At 73.1% G+C, this 16028-nt stretch carries 16 protein-coding genes, 1 tRNA gene and 3 pseudogenes; 9 read left to right on the forward strand and 11 right to left on the reverse strand.

All coding sequences use genetic code 11. The features are described 5' to 3' along the window. Positions 1-377: pseudogene (locus tag H1A17_RS34885) on the reverse strand (hypothetical protein); the annotation flags it as partial. A 156-nt stretch (positions 378-533) separates the two neighbouring features. Here H1A17_RS34885 and H1A17_RS30020 point away from each other — a divergent pair. Then, entirely contained in the window at positions 534-1238 is a 705-nt protein-coding gene (locus H1A17_RS30020; protein WP_194823473.1) for a glycosyltransferase family 2 protein, read from the forward strand. A 24-nt stretch (positions 1239-1262) separates the two neighbouring features. Here H1A17_RS30020 and H1A17_RS30025 read toward each other — a convergent pair whose 3' ends face one another. Together H1A17_RS30025 and H1A17_RS30030 are read right to left on the reverse strand one after the other, a co-directional pair. Beyond that, complete coding sequence (locus H1A17_RS30025) at positions 1263-2147, reverse strand: transketolase family protein (RefSeq protein WP_194823479.1); 885 nt, start codon at positions 2145-2147, stop codon at positions 1263-1265. A gap of 2 nt (positions 2148-2149) precedes the next feature. Then, entirely contained in the window at positions 2150-2872 is a 723-nt protein-coding gene (locus H1A17_RS30030; protein ID WP_194823474.1) for a transketolase, read from the reverse strand. 45 nt (positions 2873-2917) lie between these two features. On the opposite strand from H1A17_RS30030, the gene soxR reads away from it, so the two are divergent. Next, positions 2918-3379, forward strand: coding sequence for a redox-sensitive transcriptional activator SoxR (gene soxR / locus H1A17_RS30035; protein ID WP_145923118.1), 462 nt, complete (start codon positions 2918-2920; stop codon positions 3377-3379). Positions 3380-3421: 42 nt separating this feature from the next. Here the strand turns inward: soxR and H1A17_RS30040 are convergent, their stop codons facing one another. Continuing rightward, entirely contained in the window at positions 3422-4399 is a 978-nt protein-coding gene (locus H1A17_RS30040) for an NAD(P)H-quinone oxidoreductase (RefSeq protein ID WP_194823475.1), read from the reverse strand. A 295-nt stretch (positions 4400-4694) separates the two neighbouring features. Between H1A17_RS30040 and H1A17_RS30045 the strand changes: the two genes are divergently transcribed. Further along, positions 4695-4781 (forward strand) — tRNA-Ser (locus H1A17_RS30045). Positions 4782-4848: 67 nt separating this feature from the next. Here the strand turns inward: H1A17_RS30045 and H1A17_RS30050 are convergent. Together H1A17_RS30050 and H1A17_RS30055 are read right to left on the reverse strand one after the other, a co-directional pair. Further along, complete coding sequence (locus H1A17_RS30050; protein WP_168222355.1) at positions 4849-4998, reverse strand: hypothetical protein; 150 nt, start codon at positions 4996-4998, stop codon at positions 4849-4851. Positions 4999-5011: 13 nt separating this feature from the next. Further along, positions 5012-5254 (reverse strand): winged helix-turn-helix domain-containing protein, encoded by a 243-nt coding sequence (locus H1A17_RS30055; protein ID WP_145922367.1) that lies wholly within the window; start codon positions 5252-5254, stop codon positions 5012-5014. 524 nt (positions 5255-5778) lie between these two features. On the opposite strand from H1A17_RS30055, the pseudogene H1A17_RS30060 reads away from it, so the two are divergent. Beyond that, positions 5779-6000 (forward strand): annotated as a pseudogene (locus H1A17_RS30060) (hypothetical protein); the annotation flags it as partial. A 110-nt stretch (positions 6001-6110) separates the two neighbouring features. Here H1A17_RS30060 and H1A17_RS30065 read toward each other — a convergent pair. After that, positions 6111-6491, reverse strand: a complete 381-nt coding sequence (locus H1A17_RS30065; RefSeq protein ID WP_145922366.1) for a nuclear transport factor 2 family protein — start codon at positions 6489-6491, stop codon at positions 6111-6113. A gap of 132 nt (positions 6492-6623) precedes the next feature. Here H1A17_RS30065 and H1A17_RS30070 point away from each other — a divergent pair, with 132 nt between their 5' ends. Continuing rightward, a complete protein-coding gene (locus H1A17_RS30070; RefSeq protein ID WP_194823476.1) occupies positions 6624-7157 on the forward strand; it encodes a YbhB/YbcL family Raf kinase inhibitor-like protein in 534 nt (177 codons plus the stop codon). A 51-nt stretch (positions 7158-7208) separates the two neighbouring features. On the opposite strand, the gene H1A17_RS30075 is transcribed toward H1A17_RS30070, so the two are convergent. Next, positions 7209-7919 carry a class I SAM-dependent methyltransferase gene (locus H1A17_RS30075; RefSeq protein ID WP_145922364.1) on the reverse strand — a complete coding sequence of 237 codons (711 nt, stop codon included), beginning with the start codon at positions 7917-7919 and terminating at the stop codon, positions 7209-7211. A gap of 385 nt (positions 7920-8304) precedes the next feature. Here H1A17_RS30075 and H1A17_RS30080 point away from each other — a divergent pair, with 385 nt between their 5' ends. After that, entirely contained in the window at positions 8305-10026 is a 1722-nt protein-coding gene (locus tag H1A17_RS30080; protein ID WP_194823477.1) for a hypothetical protein, read from the forward strand. A 39-nt stretch (positions 10027-10065) separates the two neighbouring features. Here the strand turns inward: H1A17_RS30080 and H1A17_RS30085 are convergent, their stop codons facing one another. Continuing rightward, on the reverse strand, positions 10066-10845 hold the full coding sequence (locus H1A17_RS30085) for a hypothetical protein (RefSeq protein WP_194823480.1): 780 nt from the start codon (positions 10843-10845) through the stop codon (positions 10066-10068). 352 nt (positions 10846-11197) lie between these two features. Between H1A17_RS30085 and H1A17_RS30090 the strand changes: the two genes are divergently transcribed. After that, positions 11198-12697 carry a peptide deformylase gene (locus H1A17_RS30090; RefSeq protein WP_145922362.1) on the forward strand — a complete coding sequence of 500 codons (1500 nt, stop codon included), beginning with the start codon at positions 11198-11200 and terminating at the stop codon, positions 12695-12697. A gap of 105 nt (positions 12698-12802) precedes the next feature. Here H1A17_RS30090 and H1A17_RS30095 read toward each other — a convergent pair whose 3' ends face one another. Continuing rightward, complete coding sequence (locus tag H1A17_RS30095; RefSeq protein WP_145922361.1) at positions 12803-13921, reverse strand: globin domain-containing protein; 1119 nt, start codon at positions 13919-13921, stop codon at positions 12803-12805. Positions 13922-14066: 145 nt separating this feature from the next. Between H1A17_RS30095 and H1A17_RS30100 the strand changes: the two genes are divergently transcribed. Continuing rightward, positions 14067-14840, forward strand: coding sequence for a CPBP family intramembrane glutamic endopeptidase (locus tag H1A17_RS30100; protein ID WP_309236902.1), 774 nt, complete (start codon positions 14067-14069; stop codon positions 14838-14840). A 49-nt stretch (positions 14841-14889) separates the two neighbouring features. Here the strand turns inward: H1A17_RS30100 and H1A17_RS30105 are convergent, their stop codons facing one another. Then, a complete protein-coding gene (locus tag H1A17_RS30105; protein ID WP_228544504.1) occupies positions 14890-15648 on the reverse strand; it encodes a hypothetical protein in 759 nt (252 codons plus the stop codon). 16 nt (positions 15649-15664) lie between these two features. On the opposite strand from H1A17_RS30105, the pseudogene H1A17_RS34890 reads away from it, so the two are divergent. Continuing rightward, a pseudogene (locus tag H1A17_RS34890) lies at positions 15665-16028 on the forward strand (hypothetical protein); the annotation flags it as partial.

The raw sequence follows: 16028 nt of genomic DNA on the forward strand, positions 1-16028 counted from the left end.
GCGCCGACGAGGCCGGCCACCGACGACATGTTGACGATCCAGCCGTCGCCGCGGGCCCGCATACCCGGCAGGACCGCGCGGATCACCTCGACGACGGCGGCCGGGGGTGCGGCGGGGTCGCGTCGCCGGCCGGCCGCCACCGCGACCCCGGCGACGAAGAGCAGCCAGGCCAGGGCGAAGGCGGGCAGGGTGAGCGCGTCGAGGGCGCCCAGCACCTCCACGGTCAGCACGGCGAAGACGCCGGTCAGCAGGGCGGCCCGGACCACGCCGAGGCGGTGCGGGGCGACCACCCCGGCGGCCCGGGGGCGCAGGAGGGCGGTGAGTAGCACGAGCGCCGCGACGGGGGCCGCCACGAGCATCCAGCCGGCTGCCGACATGGGCGGAAGTAAACACCATCCTCCTGAATGACCGGGTGCCGGCCGTGCGGTGGCGACGGCTGGACGGGCACCCCGCCGCTGCGGTGGCGACCCTCGCGCGGCTGACCTGCCAGGCTAGGCTAGGCCCGACTCACTGTCGCCACCGTGGAGATTCCCGTGAAGCTCTCGATCCTCATGCCGGTCTACAACGAGGAAGAACGCATCGCGGATGCCCTCAAGCAGGCATTGGCGGTCGATTATCCCTGCGAGATCGAGCTGGTCGTGGTGGACGACGGCAGCCGGGACGGCACCGGGGAGATCCTCGGCCGGGCGGACGACTCGCGGCTGCGGGTGATCACCCACCCCCGCAACGCGGGCAAGGGCGCGGCCATCAAGACGGCCGTGGCCAGCGCCGAGGGTGAGTACATGGTCATCCTCGACGCCGACCTGGAGTACGACCCGCAGGACATTCCCCGGCTGCTCGCCCCGGTGCTCGACGGGCGGGCCACCGTGGTCTACGGCAACCGCACCTTCGGCAGCCACAGCGCCTACAGCTTCTGGTACGTGATGGGCAACAAGGGCGTCACGATGGCGGCGAACGTGCTGTTCAACTCCTACATCGGCGACCTGGAGACGTGTTTCAAGCTGATGCCGGTCGCGCTGTACCGGTCGTTGGGCATCCGGTCCCGGGGTTTCGGGATGGAGGCGGAGGTGACCGGCAAGCTGCTGCGTCGGCGCATCCGCCCGTACGAGGTGCCGATCAGCTACCGGGCGCGCGGGCGCGAGGAGGGCAAGAAGATCACCTGGAGGGACGGGGTCGAGGCGATCTGGATCCTCGGCCGGGAGCGGACCCGCCCCCGGCCCGACCGCACGTCCCGCTGACCCGCCCTCCCGGTTCGCCCTCGGTCATCCCGCCGGGGTCAGGAACCCGTCGATCGCCCGGCGCAGCCCGGCCGGGTCGAGGCCGTGCCACCGGTCGTGGTCCTCGGCCGTGCCGTAGCGCCGCAGTTCCGCCCGACCAACGCCGAGGCTGAGCAGCCGGTGCGGCCGGTCGGCCAGCGCCTCGGCCACCACCCGTGTCGAGGTGCCGGCCAGGTAGGGCTCCACCACGATCACCTCGCCGCCGGCCAACGCCCGCAGCCCGCTCACGTCGAACGGCCGGGGCCGGTGCGTGTAGGCCACCGTCACCGGCAGGCCGGCCACCGCCGCGAGCGCGGCGTCGAGCACCGGACCGACCGCCACCAGCAGCGCCGCGTCCGCCCCGGCGTCGCGTAACACCTGCAACCCACCCGCCTTCGGGTACGCCCGCGCGTTGCTGCGCAGCGACAGCCGCAGGTAGGTCGAGTGCTGCCCGCAGACCGCCTCGCGGAGCAGGTCGGGCACCTCGTCGGGGTGGCCGGGCACGTGCACGGTCCAGCCGTCGAGGGTGTCGATCAGGGCGACGTCGGCCGGGGCGAGGTGGGTCCGTCCGGCCTCCGCCCGGTCGTACGACGCGCCGATGCTGACCAGCACCGCGCCGACGCCCTGGTGGTCGAGGTCCAGCTTGATCTGCTCGTACGCCCGCTCGACGAGGAACGGGGCGTAGCTGTGCACGATCGGGCGCTGCCCGGTGAGGGCGAGCCCACCGGCCACCCCGATCATCAACTGTTCCCGGATGCCCACGTTGACCACCCGGTCCGGATACCGTCGGCCCGCCTCGGTGAAGGCATCGGCGGAGATGTCGGCCAGCACGATCGTGGTCCGGGGGTCGGCGAGGAACCCGGTGGCGCTGGCGACGAAGGTGTCCCGCATGGTCATTCTTCGCTCCCCGGGGTCGGTCCGTCGACCGCGACGACGACGTGGGGGCGGTGGCCGTCGTGGCGGGTGAGGGCGGCGTGCAGGGCGTCGTGGTCGTGCCCGTCGACGGTGGCGGCGGTCCAGCCGTTGACGGTGAACCGGCTGGCCACCCCGCCCGGCCAGCCGTGACTGGCCGACGCGTTGTCGACCACGATCGCGGTGAGCCCGGCCAGGCCGGTCGCACCGGCGTACGCGATCGCCTCGTGGTTGGAGCCCTCGTCGAGTTCGGCGTCGCCGAGCAGGACGTACACCCGGGGGGTGGCGCGGCCCTGGGCACGCAGGCCGAGCGCGGTGCCCACGCCCAGCCCGAGGCCGTGGCCGAGGGAGCCGGAGCCGATCTCGACCCCGGGGACGAGGGTGCGGTCGGGATGGCCGCCGAGGCGGCTGTCGGGCCCGCCCGCGTCGTCGAGCCAGTCGACGGGGATGAACCCCTTCGCGGCGAGTACGGCGTAGTAGCCGGCCACGGCGTGCCCCTTGGAGAGCAGGAAACGGTCCCGGTCCGGGTCGTCGACGGTGGCCGGGGTGACCCGCAGGACCCGGTCGTAGAGCACCCAGTGCACGTCGACGGTGGAGTACACGTTGGCGTCGTAGGTGCTACCGGCGCGGATGCGCTCCAGCGGCCCGACGACGGGGGCGGGCAGGACGCGGCCCGGCGGGCGGGTTGCGGTCGGTGTGGTCATGTGGCTAGCGTGCTACTTGAAGTTAACTTCAACTCAAGGGCAGTGATGCACGAGTCACTCACCATCGGTCAGCTCTCCGCGCGCAGCGGGGTAGCCCAGTCGGCGCTGCGCTACTACGAACGCCTCGGGCTGATCCACGCCGAGCGCACCGGCGGCAACCAGCGCCGCTACGCCCGCACCGAGCTACGCCGGGTGGCGTTCATCCGGATCTCCCAGCAGGTCGGCATCTCGCTGGACGAGATCCGTGCCGCGCTGGACTCGCTGCCCTCGTCCCGCGCCCCCAGCCCCGACGACTGGGCCGCCCTCTCCCGCACCTGGCGGGAACGGCTGGACGAACGGATCAAGCTGCTCGGCAAGCTCCGTGACGACCTCGACGGCTGCATCGGCTGCGGCTGCCTCTCGTTGCAGCGCTGCACCCTCTACAACCCGGGCGACACGCTGGCCGGCGAAGGCCCCGGTGCCCGCCTGGTGCTGCCCCGCCGGGACGGCCCGCGTCCGCCGGCCTGAGCGTTCCCGGTCGGGCGGCACCAACTTGTGGCCCGGCGGATCTCACCCGGTCGTGAGCAGCACCTTGCCCACGTGGTCGCTCGACTCGACCAGCCGGTGTGCCTGCGCGGCGTCGCGCATCGGCAGCCGCCGGTCCACGATCGGCCGGACCGCGCCCGCCTCGACCAGCGGCCACACCTGCTCCCGTACGCCCCGCACGATGTCCGCCTTGTCGGCCAGCGGACGGGACCGTAGCGCGGTCGCCGCCACCGAGGCCCGCCTCGCCAGCAGCGCGCCCAGGTCCAGCTCCGCCTTCCGGCCGCCCTGCATGCCGATCACCACCAGCCGGCCGCCGTCGGCCAGCGCCGCCACGTTCCGGGCCAGGTAGGACGCGCCCATGATGTCGAGGATCACGTCCGCCCCCCGCCCGTCGGTGACCCGCCGGACCTCCGCCACGAAATCCTGCTCGCGGTAGTCGACGGTGTGCACGGCCCCCAGCTCGTGCAGCCGGTCGTGCTTGGCCGACCGGGCGGTCGCCACGACTGTCGCGCCCAGCGCCGCGCCGAACTGCACCGCGAACGTGCCGATGCCGCTGCCGCCGCCGTGCACCAGCAGCGTCTCGCCCCGGCCCAGGTGGGCCACCCGGACCAGGTTCGACCAGACCGTACAGGCCACCTCGGGCAGCGCGGCGGCGTCGACCGGGTCGACACCGGCCGGCACCGGCAGCAGCTGCCCGGCCGGCACGGCCACCCGCTCGGCGTACCCGCCGCCGGCCAGCAGCGCGCACACCGGCTGACCCACCGCCCACCCGGTCACCCCCGCGCCGACCGCGCCGATCACCCCCGAACACTCCAACCCGGGGTACGCGGGCGCGCCCGGCGGCGGCGGATACTGCCCCTGCCGCTGGAGCAGGTCGGCCCGGTTGACCGCGCTGGCGGTCACCTCGACGACCACCTCACCCGCGCCGGGCTCCGGGTCGGGCACCTCCGCCCAGACGAGCGCGTCGGGTCCACCGGGTTTCGGGATCGTGATCGCGTGCATGGCCCAGTCTTACCCGATCCGGGCCACGAACCACGCCCGTCCGACGACAAGCGCCATGCGGGCAGGTCCGGCCGGCAATATCCACCGGCCGTCGCCCCGGGCGGTCCACCACTCGCCCACGACGGCCGGAATTTCGGCCACAGTGGACCGTCCGGGTGAGGTCATGCTGGTCATGCCAGGGATCAAGGACCCCCTTCCGGTACGCCGAACCGCGCCCGACGGCGATGGGCCGGCTCGTCCGGACGCGGTTCGTGGCAGACTAGGCACGGGCCGCGCACCCCCGGGTGGCGGTTCGGGAGGGTTCGCCTAGTGGCCGATGGCGCTGGTCTTGAAAACCGGTAAGGCAGCGATGTCTTCGTGGGTTCGAATCCCACACCCTCCGCCGGTCAGTGGGTCCACCAACAGCCCCGCCGTCCGGGCCTGTCCCCGCTCCAGAGGCTGACGGCAGGTCATGTCGCCGGCAGGTATCTCGCGATCCAGTCCCGGAGCCGTTTCATCACCAGATGGTGAACGGTGACCAGTTCAATCCGTTCGGCGACCACGGCCGGGCTGATGAGGCCATCCTCCGGCCCGATGATGATCTCCTTCTGGCGTCCCACGCCTGGCCGGGGCCTACGTCTTAGTGCGGCTCTCGGTGACGTAGGTGCCACGCTGGGGCATGGTCATGACCAGTCCGCGCTTCCGTAGCAGGGCGATCGCCGCGCGGACCGTGCCGCGCGCTACCCCGTACTCCTGCTGTAGCCGCAGCTCGCTCGGTAGCGGCTTGAGCGGCTGCAACTCGCCCGACTCGATGCGCTTGGTGATCAGGTCGGCGAGCTGCACGTAGAGGGGTGTCGGCGAGAACTGGTCGACCATGACGTCAACCTACGGACGACCAGGAAGCCCGGATCGTTAGGTAGGTACTACACCTACTATACAAGCTGAACCTCCTGTACTTATCGAACCAGTTGCTTTACCGTTTGGTTGGGTCGTAAACGTTGGAGGAAGGACCGGACGCTAATGCTGCGCTCATTGGTGATGCATGCCCTGCGCCGGCTGGCTGGTCGTCCGGGTGCCTCCCCGCCGTTGGATCGCACTGGTCCGGCCACCGCCTATCCGAATCAGGCCGGCGCGTGGGCTCGGGTCCGGAGCACGCCACCACAGCCCTATCCGCGCGCCGCCCGTGCTGACTGCCCCTGCCGGCTGAGGGTTGTCCGCCGGGGCGCGGTGGATGCGCGCAGCGGAGTGCCGCTCCTGGTCCAGTCGGCGTGGGACTGCCTGGACCACCACCGCCACAGCCGGTGCGGCAGATGCACCGAGGGCGGCTTCTGCCCGCTGGTCGAGGCCGCCCGTGCCCGGATCAGGGCGTGGCGCAGGCTACGTCACATCCGGGGCCATCGATGAAGGCGTCGCTGCCGGAGGCCGGCGACCTGGTGTACGTCACCCGCGCCGCGAGCGTGCAGTTCGTCAAGCCGATCTCGTGCCGGGTCATCCGGGTGCTCGACTGGATCACCTACGACGGGTGGTGCTGGTTGGACGTCTACCAACTGGACGCCAGAGGCGACGCGGTCGCTCGTCGGTCGATCTTCGTGCAGCCCGCGAAGCTGGAGAGCAGGCAACCCTTCGGCCGGCCTGAACAGCGGCGATCCCCGGGTGCGCGTCGCCGCCCCGACGGAGTCCTGACCGGTGACAGCCGCCCTGCGTCGGCCAGCGAGCAGCCCGGACAGCCGGGTCAGGGGACGGGGCTGAGGTGGGCGGCGAGGATGCGCCAGCCGTACCCGTCGTCGTAGGCCCAGGTGCGGGTGTAGCGCAACCGCGCCGCGAACGGCTCGCCCGCGAAGGTGCCGCTGACCCGCCCCCGGAAGAACGTCACCCCGGTGGTGCCGGCCACGACCAGCTCCAGTTCCTCCTCCACCAGTTCGTCGAGCACCGAGGTGCCGCTGCGGTGGGCGGACAGGTCGTCCTCCTTGCCGAAGGTGCGACCGTCCGGCCCGACGGCGATCAGGCGGTCGTCGAGCAGGGCGTCGAGCGCGGCCACGTCGCCGGCCCGCTGGGCGGCCTGGAGACGGCGCTCCGCCTCCAACAGTTCCGCCTCACGTTCGGTGTCCTGCATGTGCCCTCCCGGTCGTCCGCCGCGTCCCCTCATTCTGGCGGCCCGACGGTGCGCGGTGCTTCCGGTTCGTTGTCCGGGCCCGGCGGGGTAAGAAGGGCGGAGAACATCGCGTACACCGGAAGGACCTTCCCGATGACCCTGGAACGACCGATCGCCCCGGACCCGTACGAGCTGCTGCCGACCGTCTCGGCGTTCGACCTGACCAGTGACGACGTGCACAACGGCGAGCCGATGGACGCCCGGTACGCGCACGGCAGCACCGGTGGCGAGAACGTCTCCCCGCACCTGGCCTGGTCGGGCTTCCCGGCCGGGACGAAGAGTTTCGTGGTGACCTGCTTCGACCCGGACGCCCCCACCGGCAGCGGCTTCTGGCACTGGGTGCTGGTCGACGTGCCCGCCTCGACGACCAGCCTGCCGACCGGCGTACGGGAGGCGGACCTGGGCGGCGCGTTCAGCGTCCGTAACGACTACGGCGACACCGGCTACGGCGGCGCCGCCCCACCTCCGGGTGACCGCCCGCACCGGTACGTCTTCGCCGTGCACGCGGTCGACGTCGACACGCTCGGCGTCGGGCCGGACGCCAGCCCCGCGTACGTCGGCTTCAACCTGGCGTTCCACACCCTGGCGCGGGCGGTCATCCGCCCGACGTACCAGATCAAGGAGTGACCGGTGGTCCGCCGGTCCCGCGCACGCGGGACCGGCGGGCGCGCGGTCCGGTCAGCCGGGCACCCGGGCGACGGCGAAGACGGACTGGCCGAACGGCGGCCGGACGAGCTGCTCGGCGGCCTTGGTGGCGGGCAGGACGAGGGTGTCGTACACCTTGACCATCGGCCCCTCCTTCGGCATCAGCCGGAAGACCTTGGTGGCCATGAAGTAGCCGATCAGGCCGAGGGCGTTGGCGTAGTGCATCGTCTCGACCCGCAGCCCGGCCGCGGTCATCGCGTCGCCGAGGGTCTTCTTGGTGTAGCGGCGCACGTGACCGGTGGCGATGTCGGCGGGGCCCATCGCGAACTGGAACGCCGGCACGATGATGATCACCGCGCCGCCGGGCCGGACCAGGTCGCGCATGCTGCGCAGCGCGCCCACGTGGTCCTCGATGTGCTCCAGCACGTTGTACGAGACGGCCGCGCTGTAGTCGCCGCCGCCCGGGTGCGGCAGCAGCATTTCGCGGACCTCGATGGTCGGCTCGTCGACCAGCCGCTCCTTGAGCAGGATCAGCCGGTCCGGGTCGGCCTCGGTGGCGGTGAACCGGGGCACGTGCCGCGCCCACTCCAGGGCGTAGTCGCCCAGGCCACTGCCGATCTCGATCGGGTCGTCACCGAGGTGGGGCACCGCCAGTTCGACGAACCACCGACGGTGGTTGACCGCGGTGGCCAGGCCCTCCAGCACCTCTGACTGGACGCGCTGATCCCCAGTGATTTCTGCCATGCGTCGATTCCTCACGATATGACTGACCCGCGCCTGGACCGACAGAGTGAATCATCCGCGTCAGGGGCGGAGGAAACGGGGCACTGTGAGGGCCGAAATGTGGTCGGGGGAGGGCACGTGATCGGCGGTCGGCGAACCCGGCACATAGTACGGCAGTACCCGAAACATGTCACGTGACCGCCATAGGCCAACTACGCTCTGAATTGTTATGACTACTCCCGAATCGGAGCGCGGGACCGGTCGATCCGACGTCGGGGACGCCGGACCGACACCGGCCCGACGGGTCGTCCGGCGACGCTGGCGGCGGGTGCTCCCGGCAGGCCGTTCGCCGCGCGCCGGTCCGTCGGCGCCGGCTCGGCCGTCGGCCGCCGGGTGGCGGTGGGACGTGTCGGCCGTGGTCAGCTACCTCCTGCTGGCGTTCTGGGTGACCGCCCGGTTCTGGCGCGACCCGGCGGCCGGGGTACGCGACAACCGGTCGGACCAGGCGCAGTTCGAGTGGATGATGGCGCACGGCGCGCGAGTGGTCACGGAATGGAGCTATCCGTTCGGTTCGGACCGGATGAACGTGCCCGACGGCGTCAACCTGATGGCGAATACCTCGGTATTATCCGTCTCAATCCCGATGACCCCGGTCACTGTCCTCTTCGGGCCGCACTGGTCATTTCTTGTCTTTCTCACCCTGGGAATGGCGGCCACCGGCACCGCCTGGTACTTCTTCCTGTCCCGGGTGGTCACCCGCTCCCGGGGGCCGGCCTGGCTCGGCGCGGCCTTCTGCGCGTACGCCCCGGCGATGGTGTCGCACGCCAACGCCCACCCGAACATCGTCTCCCAGTTCGTCGTCCCACTGATCATCTGGCGCACCCTGCGGCTGGCCGAGCCGGGCCGGTGGCTGCGCAACGGGCTCCTGCTCGGTCTGCTGGTCGTCTGGCAGGCCTTCCTCAACCTGGAGATCCTGCTGATGACCGCGATCGGCCTGGCGGTGGTGATCGGCGCCCTCGCCATCGGCCGACCGCCGCTGCGCGCGGCGACCCGACCGTTCGTCGCCGGGCTCGGCGTGGCCGCGCTGCTGTCCGCCGTGCTGCTCGCCTACCCGCTGTACGTGCAGCTGTTCGGGCCGGGCTCCTACCACGGGCTGTCCCGGCTGATCCGGGGGTACCGCACCGACCTCGGCGCGTTCGTCGGCTGGTCCCGGGAGTCGCTGGCCGGGGACGCCCGCTCCGCCGGCCCGCTGGCCCGCAACCCCACCGAGGAGAACGCCTTCTTCGGCTGGCCGCTGGCCGTCCTCACGGTCGCCCTGGTCTGGTGGCTGCGGCGCAGCGCGCTGGTGGTCGGCCTGGCCGTCCTCGGCCTGCTCTTCGCCGTCCTGTCCCTGGGTCGGGAGGTGCAGCTCAACGGGCGCGACACCGGCATCCCCGCCCCCTGGGCGTTGCTGGAGGACCTGCCGCTGCTGCACTCCGTGGTGCCCACCCGCTGGTCGCTGGCGATCACCCCGATCGTCGGGGTGCTGCTGGCCCTCGGCACCCAGCGGGCCCGCGACCTCGCCCGCCGGCATCCGGCCGCCCGCCGGCAGATCCGCTTCGCCACGGTGACCGTCCTGCTGATGGCCCTGGTGCCGCTGCTGCCGACCCCGCTGCCGGCGACCCGGCTCGACCCGGTGCCGCAGTTCGTCACCAGCGGCGGTTGGCGGCCGTACGTGGCGGGAGGGCGCAGCGTGGTGACCCTGCCGCCGCCCGACAACACCTACGCCGACCCGCTGCGCTGGTCGGCCCGGACCGGGCTGGAGATGCCGCTGGCCCGGGGTTACTTCCTGGCCCCCGACACCCGGCCGTGGTCGCCCGAACCGGACGCCGCCCTGTTCACCGCCCCTTACCGGCGGACCAGCAACTTCTTCGGCGGGATCGCGCGGACCGGCACCGTACCGCCGATCACCGCCGCCGACCGGCGGGCCGCCGTCACCGACCTGCGCTACTGGCGGGCCGGCGTGGTGATCCTCGGCCCGCACCCGCACGCCGACGCGTTGCGCCGGGCGATGACCGCGCTGACCGGCATCACCCCCGTCCGGACCGGCGGGGTGTGGCGGTGGGACGTCCGGCCGCTCACCGGATGAGCCCGCCGGGATAGCGGGTGAGCCCGCCGGGGCGCCGGGTCAGGCCGTGCGGACGCAGCAGCCCTGGCAGACCTTCGGGCTGGGCAGGGTGAACGCCAGGCAGCAGGTGCGCCGCTGCACGGTCGGCTCGCCGCTGCGGCCGGGGACCAGTTCGACCAGGTCGGCCAGCCCGAGGGTGCCGAGCAGGGTGTCGATGGTGGTCACCGACGGGCCGGGCAGGGCGTCCGTCGCGCGCAGGATGCCGTGCGCGATCCCCGAGGCCACCGAGCCGAGCAGGGTACGCGCACCCACCCGTACCTCCGCCTGGATGGCGGTGACCATCGGGGCGAGGTGGGCGTCGAGCAGCGAGGCACGCAGGAGACCGAGCAGCTCGGCCTCGTCGGCGGCGACCCAGACGCCGGGCTGGCCGGTGAGGGCGAGCGGGTCACCGGGCAGCACCGCGACGGTCGTCGAGCGGCGCAGGCCCATGGTGAGCAGTTGCCGGTGGTCCTCGAAGTGGATCAGCACGTCGGCCGGGTCGAGCAGCGGCACCCGGCGGGCCGAGGCCCAGCCGAGCACCACCGGCAGCGCCGTCCAGTAGCTGTAGGACTTCCAGGCCAGCGCGGCGCAGGCGTGCGGGGTGCCACCCCAGCGGCGGGCGGCGGCGCGCAGGAACTCGGGCATCCGGGTGCCGTCGACGAGGGTGGTGGCCGGGCTCCAGCCGATCTCGTCGGTGACCACCAGGCCGGGCGCGAGACCGGGCAGCGCGTCGGTGCCGAACATGGCGCGCAGGGTGGCGGTGACCGGGGCGAGTCGGCCGGCGAGATCCTGGCCGGGCATCACCGCCGTCATCCGGACCCCCTCCCGTCCCGCTCGGCCCGCCACGGGTGGTGGCGGTCTCCTCGGCCACTCCGGTGCCGGAGGGGTCGTCCGTGAACCTTCGTCCGCGAAGCTAAGGCTAGCCTAACCATGCCTGGGGCTCCGAGGGAAGCCTCTGTGCAGGCGGATCGGGAGGCCGGGATCACCATGTCCGTCCCGTCGGTGCGGATCGGCCCGACTCGGCTCTACCCGGCCGAACGCGGGGAAAACGCGGGCGATGTCAAGGCATATGTCGGCAACGTGCCAGTTCGGTGCAGGGCGGCGGGAAGAACGTGAAGACTTGTCATCCCGGCTGCGCTGCGTGAGGAAGCTGATGACGACCTCTCCCCTGGAGCGGGCCGCCGATTCGTTCGCGGCGGAACTCGCCCGGCACCGGACGGGGCGAGGGCTGACCAAGAAGCAACTCGCCACGATGATGGGCTTCGACCCGTCGTACGTGAGCCACGTCGAGGGACGGCGACACCGGCCCACCGAGGACTTCGCCCGCCGCGCCGAAGCCGTCCTCGACGCCGGGGGCGTCATCTGGCAACGGTTCCGCGAGTACGACCAGCTCCGGCAGACCCGGGCCACCCCCGGCCCCCGCGAACCCGCGCCCCCCGGCCGGTGGCTCCCCCCGGGCACCGGGCTCGTCGTCGAACGGGAGACCGCCACCCTCACCCTGGTCGACGGCACCTACCGGTGCGTGATCCGCCGTCGGCTGCACAACGCCGGCACCGAACCGGTCACCCGGTACCTCGTCCGGGTCGCCGTCGACAGGTGGCCCGACGACCCCGGACGCTCCAACCGGCACCACCGCGAACACCCCCTCACCTTCGCCGAGCTGCGCTTCCGGGCCGTCCACCACGACGACGGCGCCCGCGAACCGATGCACTGGCGGGTCCGCCACGACCGGGACGCGTACAAGGAGATCTGGCTGCTGTTCGAGAACGCCGAGGGGCGGTTCCCGCTGCACCCCGGCGAACGCGCCGAGGTCGAGTACGCCTACCGGGTCGGCCGGGTCAAGTGGGGCCCCTGGTTCCAACGGGCCGTCCGCCTGCCCACCCGGCACCTGGCCGTACGACTGGACCTCCCGGCGGCCCTCGACCCCCGGGTGTGGGGGGTGGAGACCTCCCTCTCCGCCGACGAGGGGCCGCTGCGCACCCCGGTACGCCGCCACGACCGGGGGGACCGGGTGGTCTTCGACTGGTCCACCGACGACCCGCCGCTCAACACCCGCTTCCGCCTCCAGTGGCGGTTCCGGCAGGAAGCCGTCGAGACGCCCCCCGTGCCGACCCGCCCGGCCGACCGGATGCGCGCCCTCGGCGTGCTGCCCCCCGAGGCCACCCCACCCGGCCGACCCGCCCGCCCCCTGCACCTGCCCCGGGAGGCCGCCGCCGCCCGCGAAGTGGCCGACCGCCTCACCGACCTGCTGACCCGGGCCGAGGAGGTGCACCCGCTCAGCGCCGGCACCGGTCTCGCCGCGCCGCAGATCGGCCTGGACGTCGCGGTCGCCGTGGTCCGCCCCGCCGACCGGTCCGCCCCGCCGGTCGTCCTGGTCAACCCCCGGGTGGTCGGGGAGAGCCCGGAAACCGTCGAACAGTACGAGGGCTGCCTCGCCGCCGCCGACCACCGTGGCCTGGTGGCCCGGCCGCTGCGCATCGAGGTCGAACACGCCCGCGCCGACGGCAGCCGGATGATCACCTCGTTCGCGTACGGGATGGCCCGGCTGGTCGCCCACGAGATCGACCACCTCGACGGCCGGGCCTGGACCGACCGGATGGCCCCCGGCGTGCCGCTGGTCCCCGTCGAGGAGTACCGCGAGAGCAACGTCTGAACGCGGCTCGACCCGCCGGACGCCGATCCGGGTGGGCACGGAGGGGACCGGGGCGCGTGCCCCAGGGGGCGGGGGCACGCGCCCCGGTTCGGGGGGAGTAAAGCTCTACAGGTTGCCGAACGTGTCGTACCGGATGTGCTGCGGCGGGACCTCGTCCTCGGCGAGAGCCCGCAACGTCGCCCGGACCATCGCGGCGGAACCGGAGACGTAACAGTCGTGCGACGTCCACGGGCCGTACCGGGCCACCACGTCGGGGACGTCCCCCCGCTCGCCGTCGAACTCCGGGTCGTCGCTGCACGACGGGGTCACCGACAACCAGGGGTGGGCGGCGACCAGCTCCTCCAGCCCGGCCAGGCCGTACAGCTCGTCGGCGTGCCGGGCGCCGTAGAAGACGTGCACCCAGCGGGCCCGGTTCCAGCCGGCCAGTTCCTCCACCATCGCCTTCACCGGGGCCAGGCCCACCCCGCCGGCCACGCAGAGGATGTCCCGCCCGGAATCGCGGTCCACCGTCATCGACCCCATCGGGGCGGCCACCCGCAGCAGGTCACCCGGTTTGGTCCGGCGCACCAACGCCCCCGAGACCCAGCCCGCGCCGACCGGCGTACGCACGTGGAACTCCAGCACGTTGTCGTCGTTCGGCGCGTTCGCCACCGAGTACGTGCGCCACACCCGGGGCAGGTGCCGGGGCACCTCGACGCTGACGTACTGGCCGGCCTTCCACACCAGCGGATGCTGGAGGGCGCGGACGGTCAGCACGGCGGTGTCGCTGCCGTACCGCTCGTGGGTGAGCACCTCCGCGTGCCAGTACGGCGGGTTCTCGTCCGACTCCGCCCCGGCCAGCATCGTCGCCGTGATCGCCGCGTACGCGTCCCGCCACGCCTGGTCGTACTCCAGGTTCCAGCCGTCACCGGCGGTGGTACGCAGCGCGTCGAGCAGCGCCACCCCCATCGTCGCGTAGTGCGCGGCGTCGACGTGGTACTTGCGGTGGTCCCGCCCCAGCGAGCGCAGGTACTCGTCGAAGCTCTCCGGGTCGTCCATCACCTGGGTGGCGGTGACGATCGCGTCCAGGATCCGGTCGCCCTGGCCCGTCATCTCCACCGGGAACAGCCGGCGCAGCTCCGGATCGAGCAGGAACAGCCGGGCGTAGAAGCGACCGCTCAGCCGGCCCCGGTCCTCCTCGACCAGGGTCCAACTCTCCTTCAGCAGCCGAGCGAAGTTGTCCACGGGGGGCGGTCCTCCTCCTGACGGCGGATCGGGCCCCGATAGAATGTCCACGGAGCGTATGCACCGGTCGCACAGAATGTGCGATCGGCTCATCTGGGCCCACCGGCCGGTGCGATCGGGCCACCCCGTCGGGCAGAGTGGTGCGGTGACCGTTAAGCAGCACACCCACCCGGTGTCCCGGCGGGTCCTCGGCACCGAGACCCTGCTGGTCCTCGGCCTGTCACTCGGGCAGTCGGCCGTCTACGCCGTGGTGTCGCTGGCCGCGAAACTGACCGCCGACGGGCCGCTGTCCCAGCAGACCGCCTCGCTCAACACCTCACGGTCCGCCCGACCCTGGCTCGACCTGACGTACCAGCTGCTCGGCATCGTCTTCGCGCTGCTGCCGGTGCTGCTCGCCGTACACCTGCTGGCGCGTGACCCCGGCGACCCGGCGCGGACCCTCGGGGCGGACCTGCGGCGGCCCGGGTCGGACCTCGCCCGGGGCGCCGGGCTGGCCGCGCTGATCGGCCTGCCCGGCCTGGCCCTGTTCTGGGCGGCGGCGCAACTCGGCATCAACGCCACCCTGGTCCCCGCCGGCCTGCCGCCGCTGTGGTGGGCGGTGCCGGTGCTGGTCCTCGCCGCCGTGCAGAACGCCGTGCTGGAAGAGGTGATCGTGGTCGGCTACCTGGTCACCCGGCTGCGCCAACTCCAGTGGCGGCTCGGCGCGGTCATCGCGACCAGCGCGGTCCTGCGCGGCTCCTACCACCTCTACCAGGGCTTCGGCGCGTTCGTCGGCAACGCCGTGATGGGCGTCGTGTTCAGCCTGTTCTACCTGCGTACCCGGCGGGTGATGCCGCTGATCGTGGCGCACACCCTGCTCGACGTGGTCGCCTTCGTCGGGTACTCGCTGTTGCCCAGGGACTGGTTCGACTGGCTCTGACCGCCGCTGTCCCCGCCGCGTCGCCGGTCGCCGCCGCTCTTCGGGCTTCCTAGCTGCCGGTCCGGGCGGGCCGGTAGCGGGCCACCGCGCGGGCGGCCAGCAGGTCGGCCGCCGCCACGTCACCCGCCGCCGTCGCCAGCACCGCCGCCCCCGGCAGCAGCCGGGCCGCCAGCCGCAGCGCGGCCCAGCCACCCGCCTGCGCGGCCAACGGCGCCGCCAGCCGCCACGCGGCCTCCGCCGCACGCGGCCACGGCCCGTCGCCGGGCCCGTCCGCCGCCCGCGCCGCGTCCAGCGCGGTGCGGGCACTGTCCGCGTCCGGGTGCACCCGGGTCAGCACCAGTAGCTCCACCGCCCGCTCCGGGTCGGCCGGGTCCCGGCCGTACGCCGCCGCCACGTGCAGCACCAGCGCCGACTGCGTCCAGAGCACCGCCACCAGTTCGGCCAGCGGCGCGAACAGCCCGGCCACCGCCGCCGTGGCCCCACCCACCCCGGCCCACCTGACGAACCGCCGGGTGGCCAGCCGGGCCAGGCCGTCCGGACCGGCATCCGGGTACGCCTCGCGCAGCCCGCGCGCCCACTCCCGGGCCTGCGGTCCGATTCCCTCGACGGCCGCCAGGGCCAGCAACTCCGGCGCGAACCCCGGATGGGCCAGTAGCCGGGTCCGGAGCACCGCCAGCTCCAGACGTCCCGCTGCCGCGCCGCCCGGGTCCGCCGTCGTCGGTACGGCGGGTGTGCTGGCGGCGGTCGGGGCGCCGACGGGGTCCGGTCCGGCGGGCGGACGCTGCCGGGTGGTCGGTCGCCGCCTCACGGGCGGGGTGGTTTCCGTGGCCGGAGTGGTGGTCGGTTCGGGGGTGGATTGCGGTGAAGCCTTCTTCGGTGGGGTCGCCCTTGTGCGGGGCACGGTCCGGCCGGTGATGGTCGGGGCGGTCTCCGCCGTCGTCGCCTTTCGCGCGGCCCGCTTCCGTGGCGGTGTGCCCGGTGCTGTTGTTCCTGTGCCCGGCTCTGTCGCTGTGGCTGTTTCCGGGGGTGTGTTCGCGGGGGTGGGGATGCCGGCGGGGCCGGTGGCCTGGTCCGGTGGTAGTTGCCCCTGGGATGCGTCGGTGGTGCTGTCGGCGACCGCGCCCGCCGCCCGGGTGCGGGGGGTGCGTCGTGTGGCCGGCGTCCGCGTGGTCGTGGGGCGTGCCGCGA

The organism is Micromonospora sp. S-DT3-3-22 (assembly GCF_015354745.1).
Taxonomy (GTDB): domain Bacteria; phylum Actinomycetota; class Actinomycetes; order Mycobacteriales; family Micromonosporaceae; genus Micromonospora; species Micromonospora wenchangensis.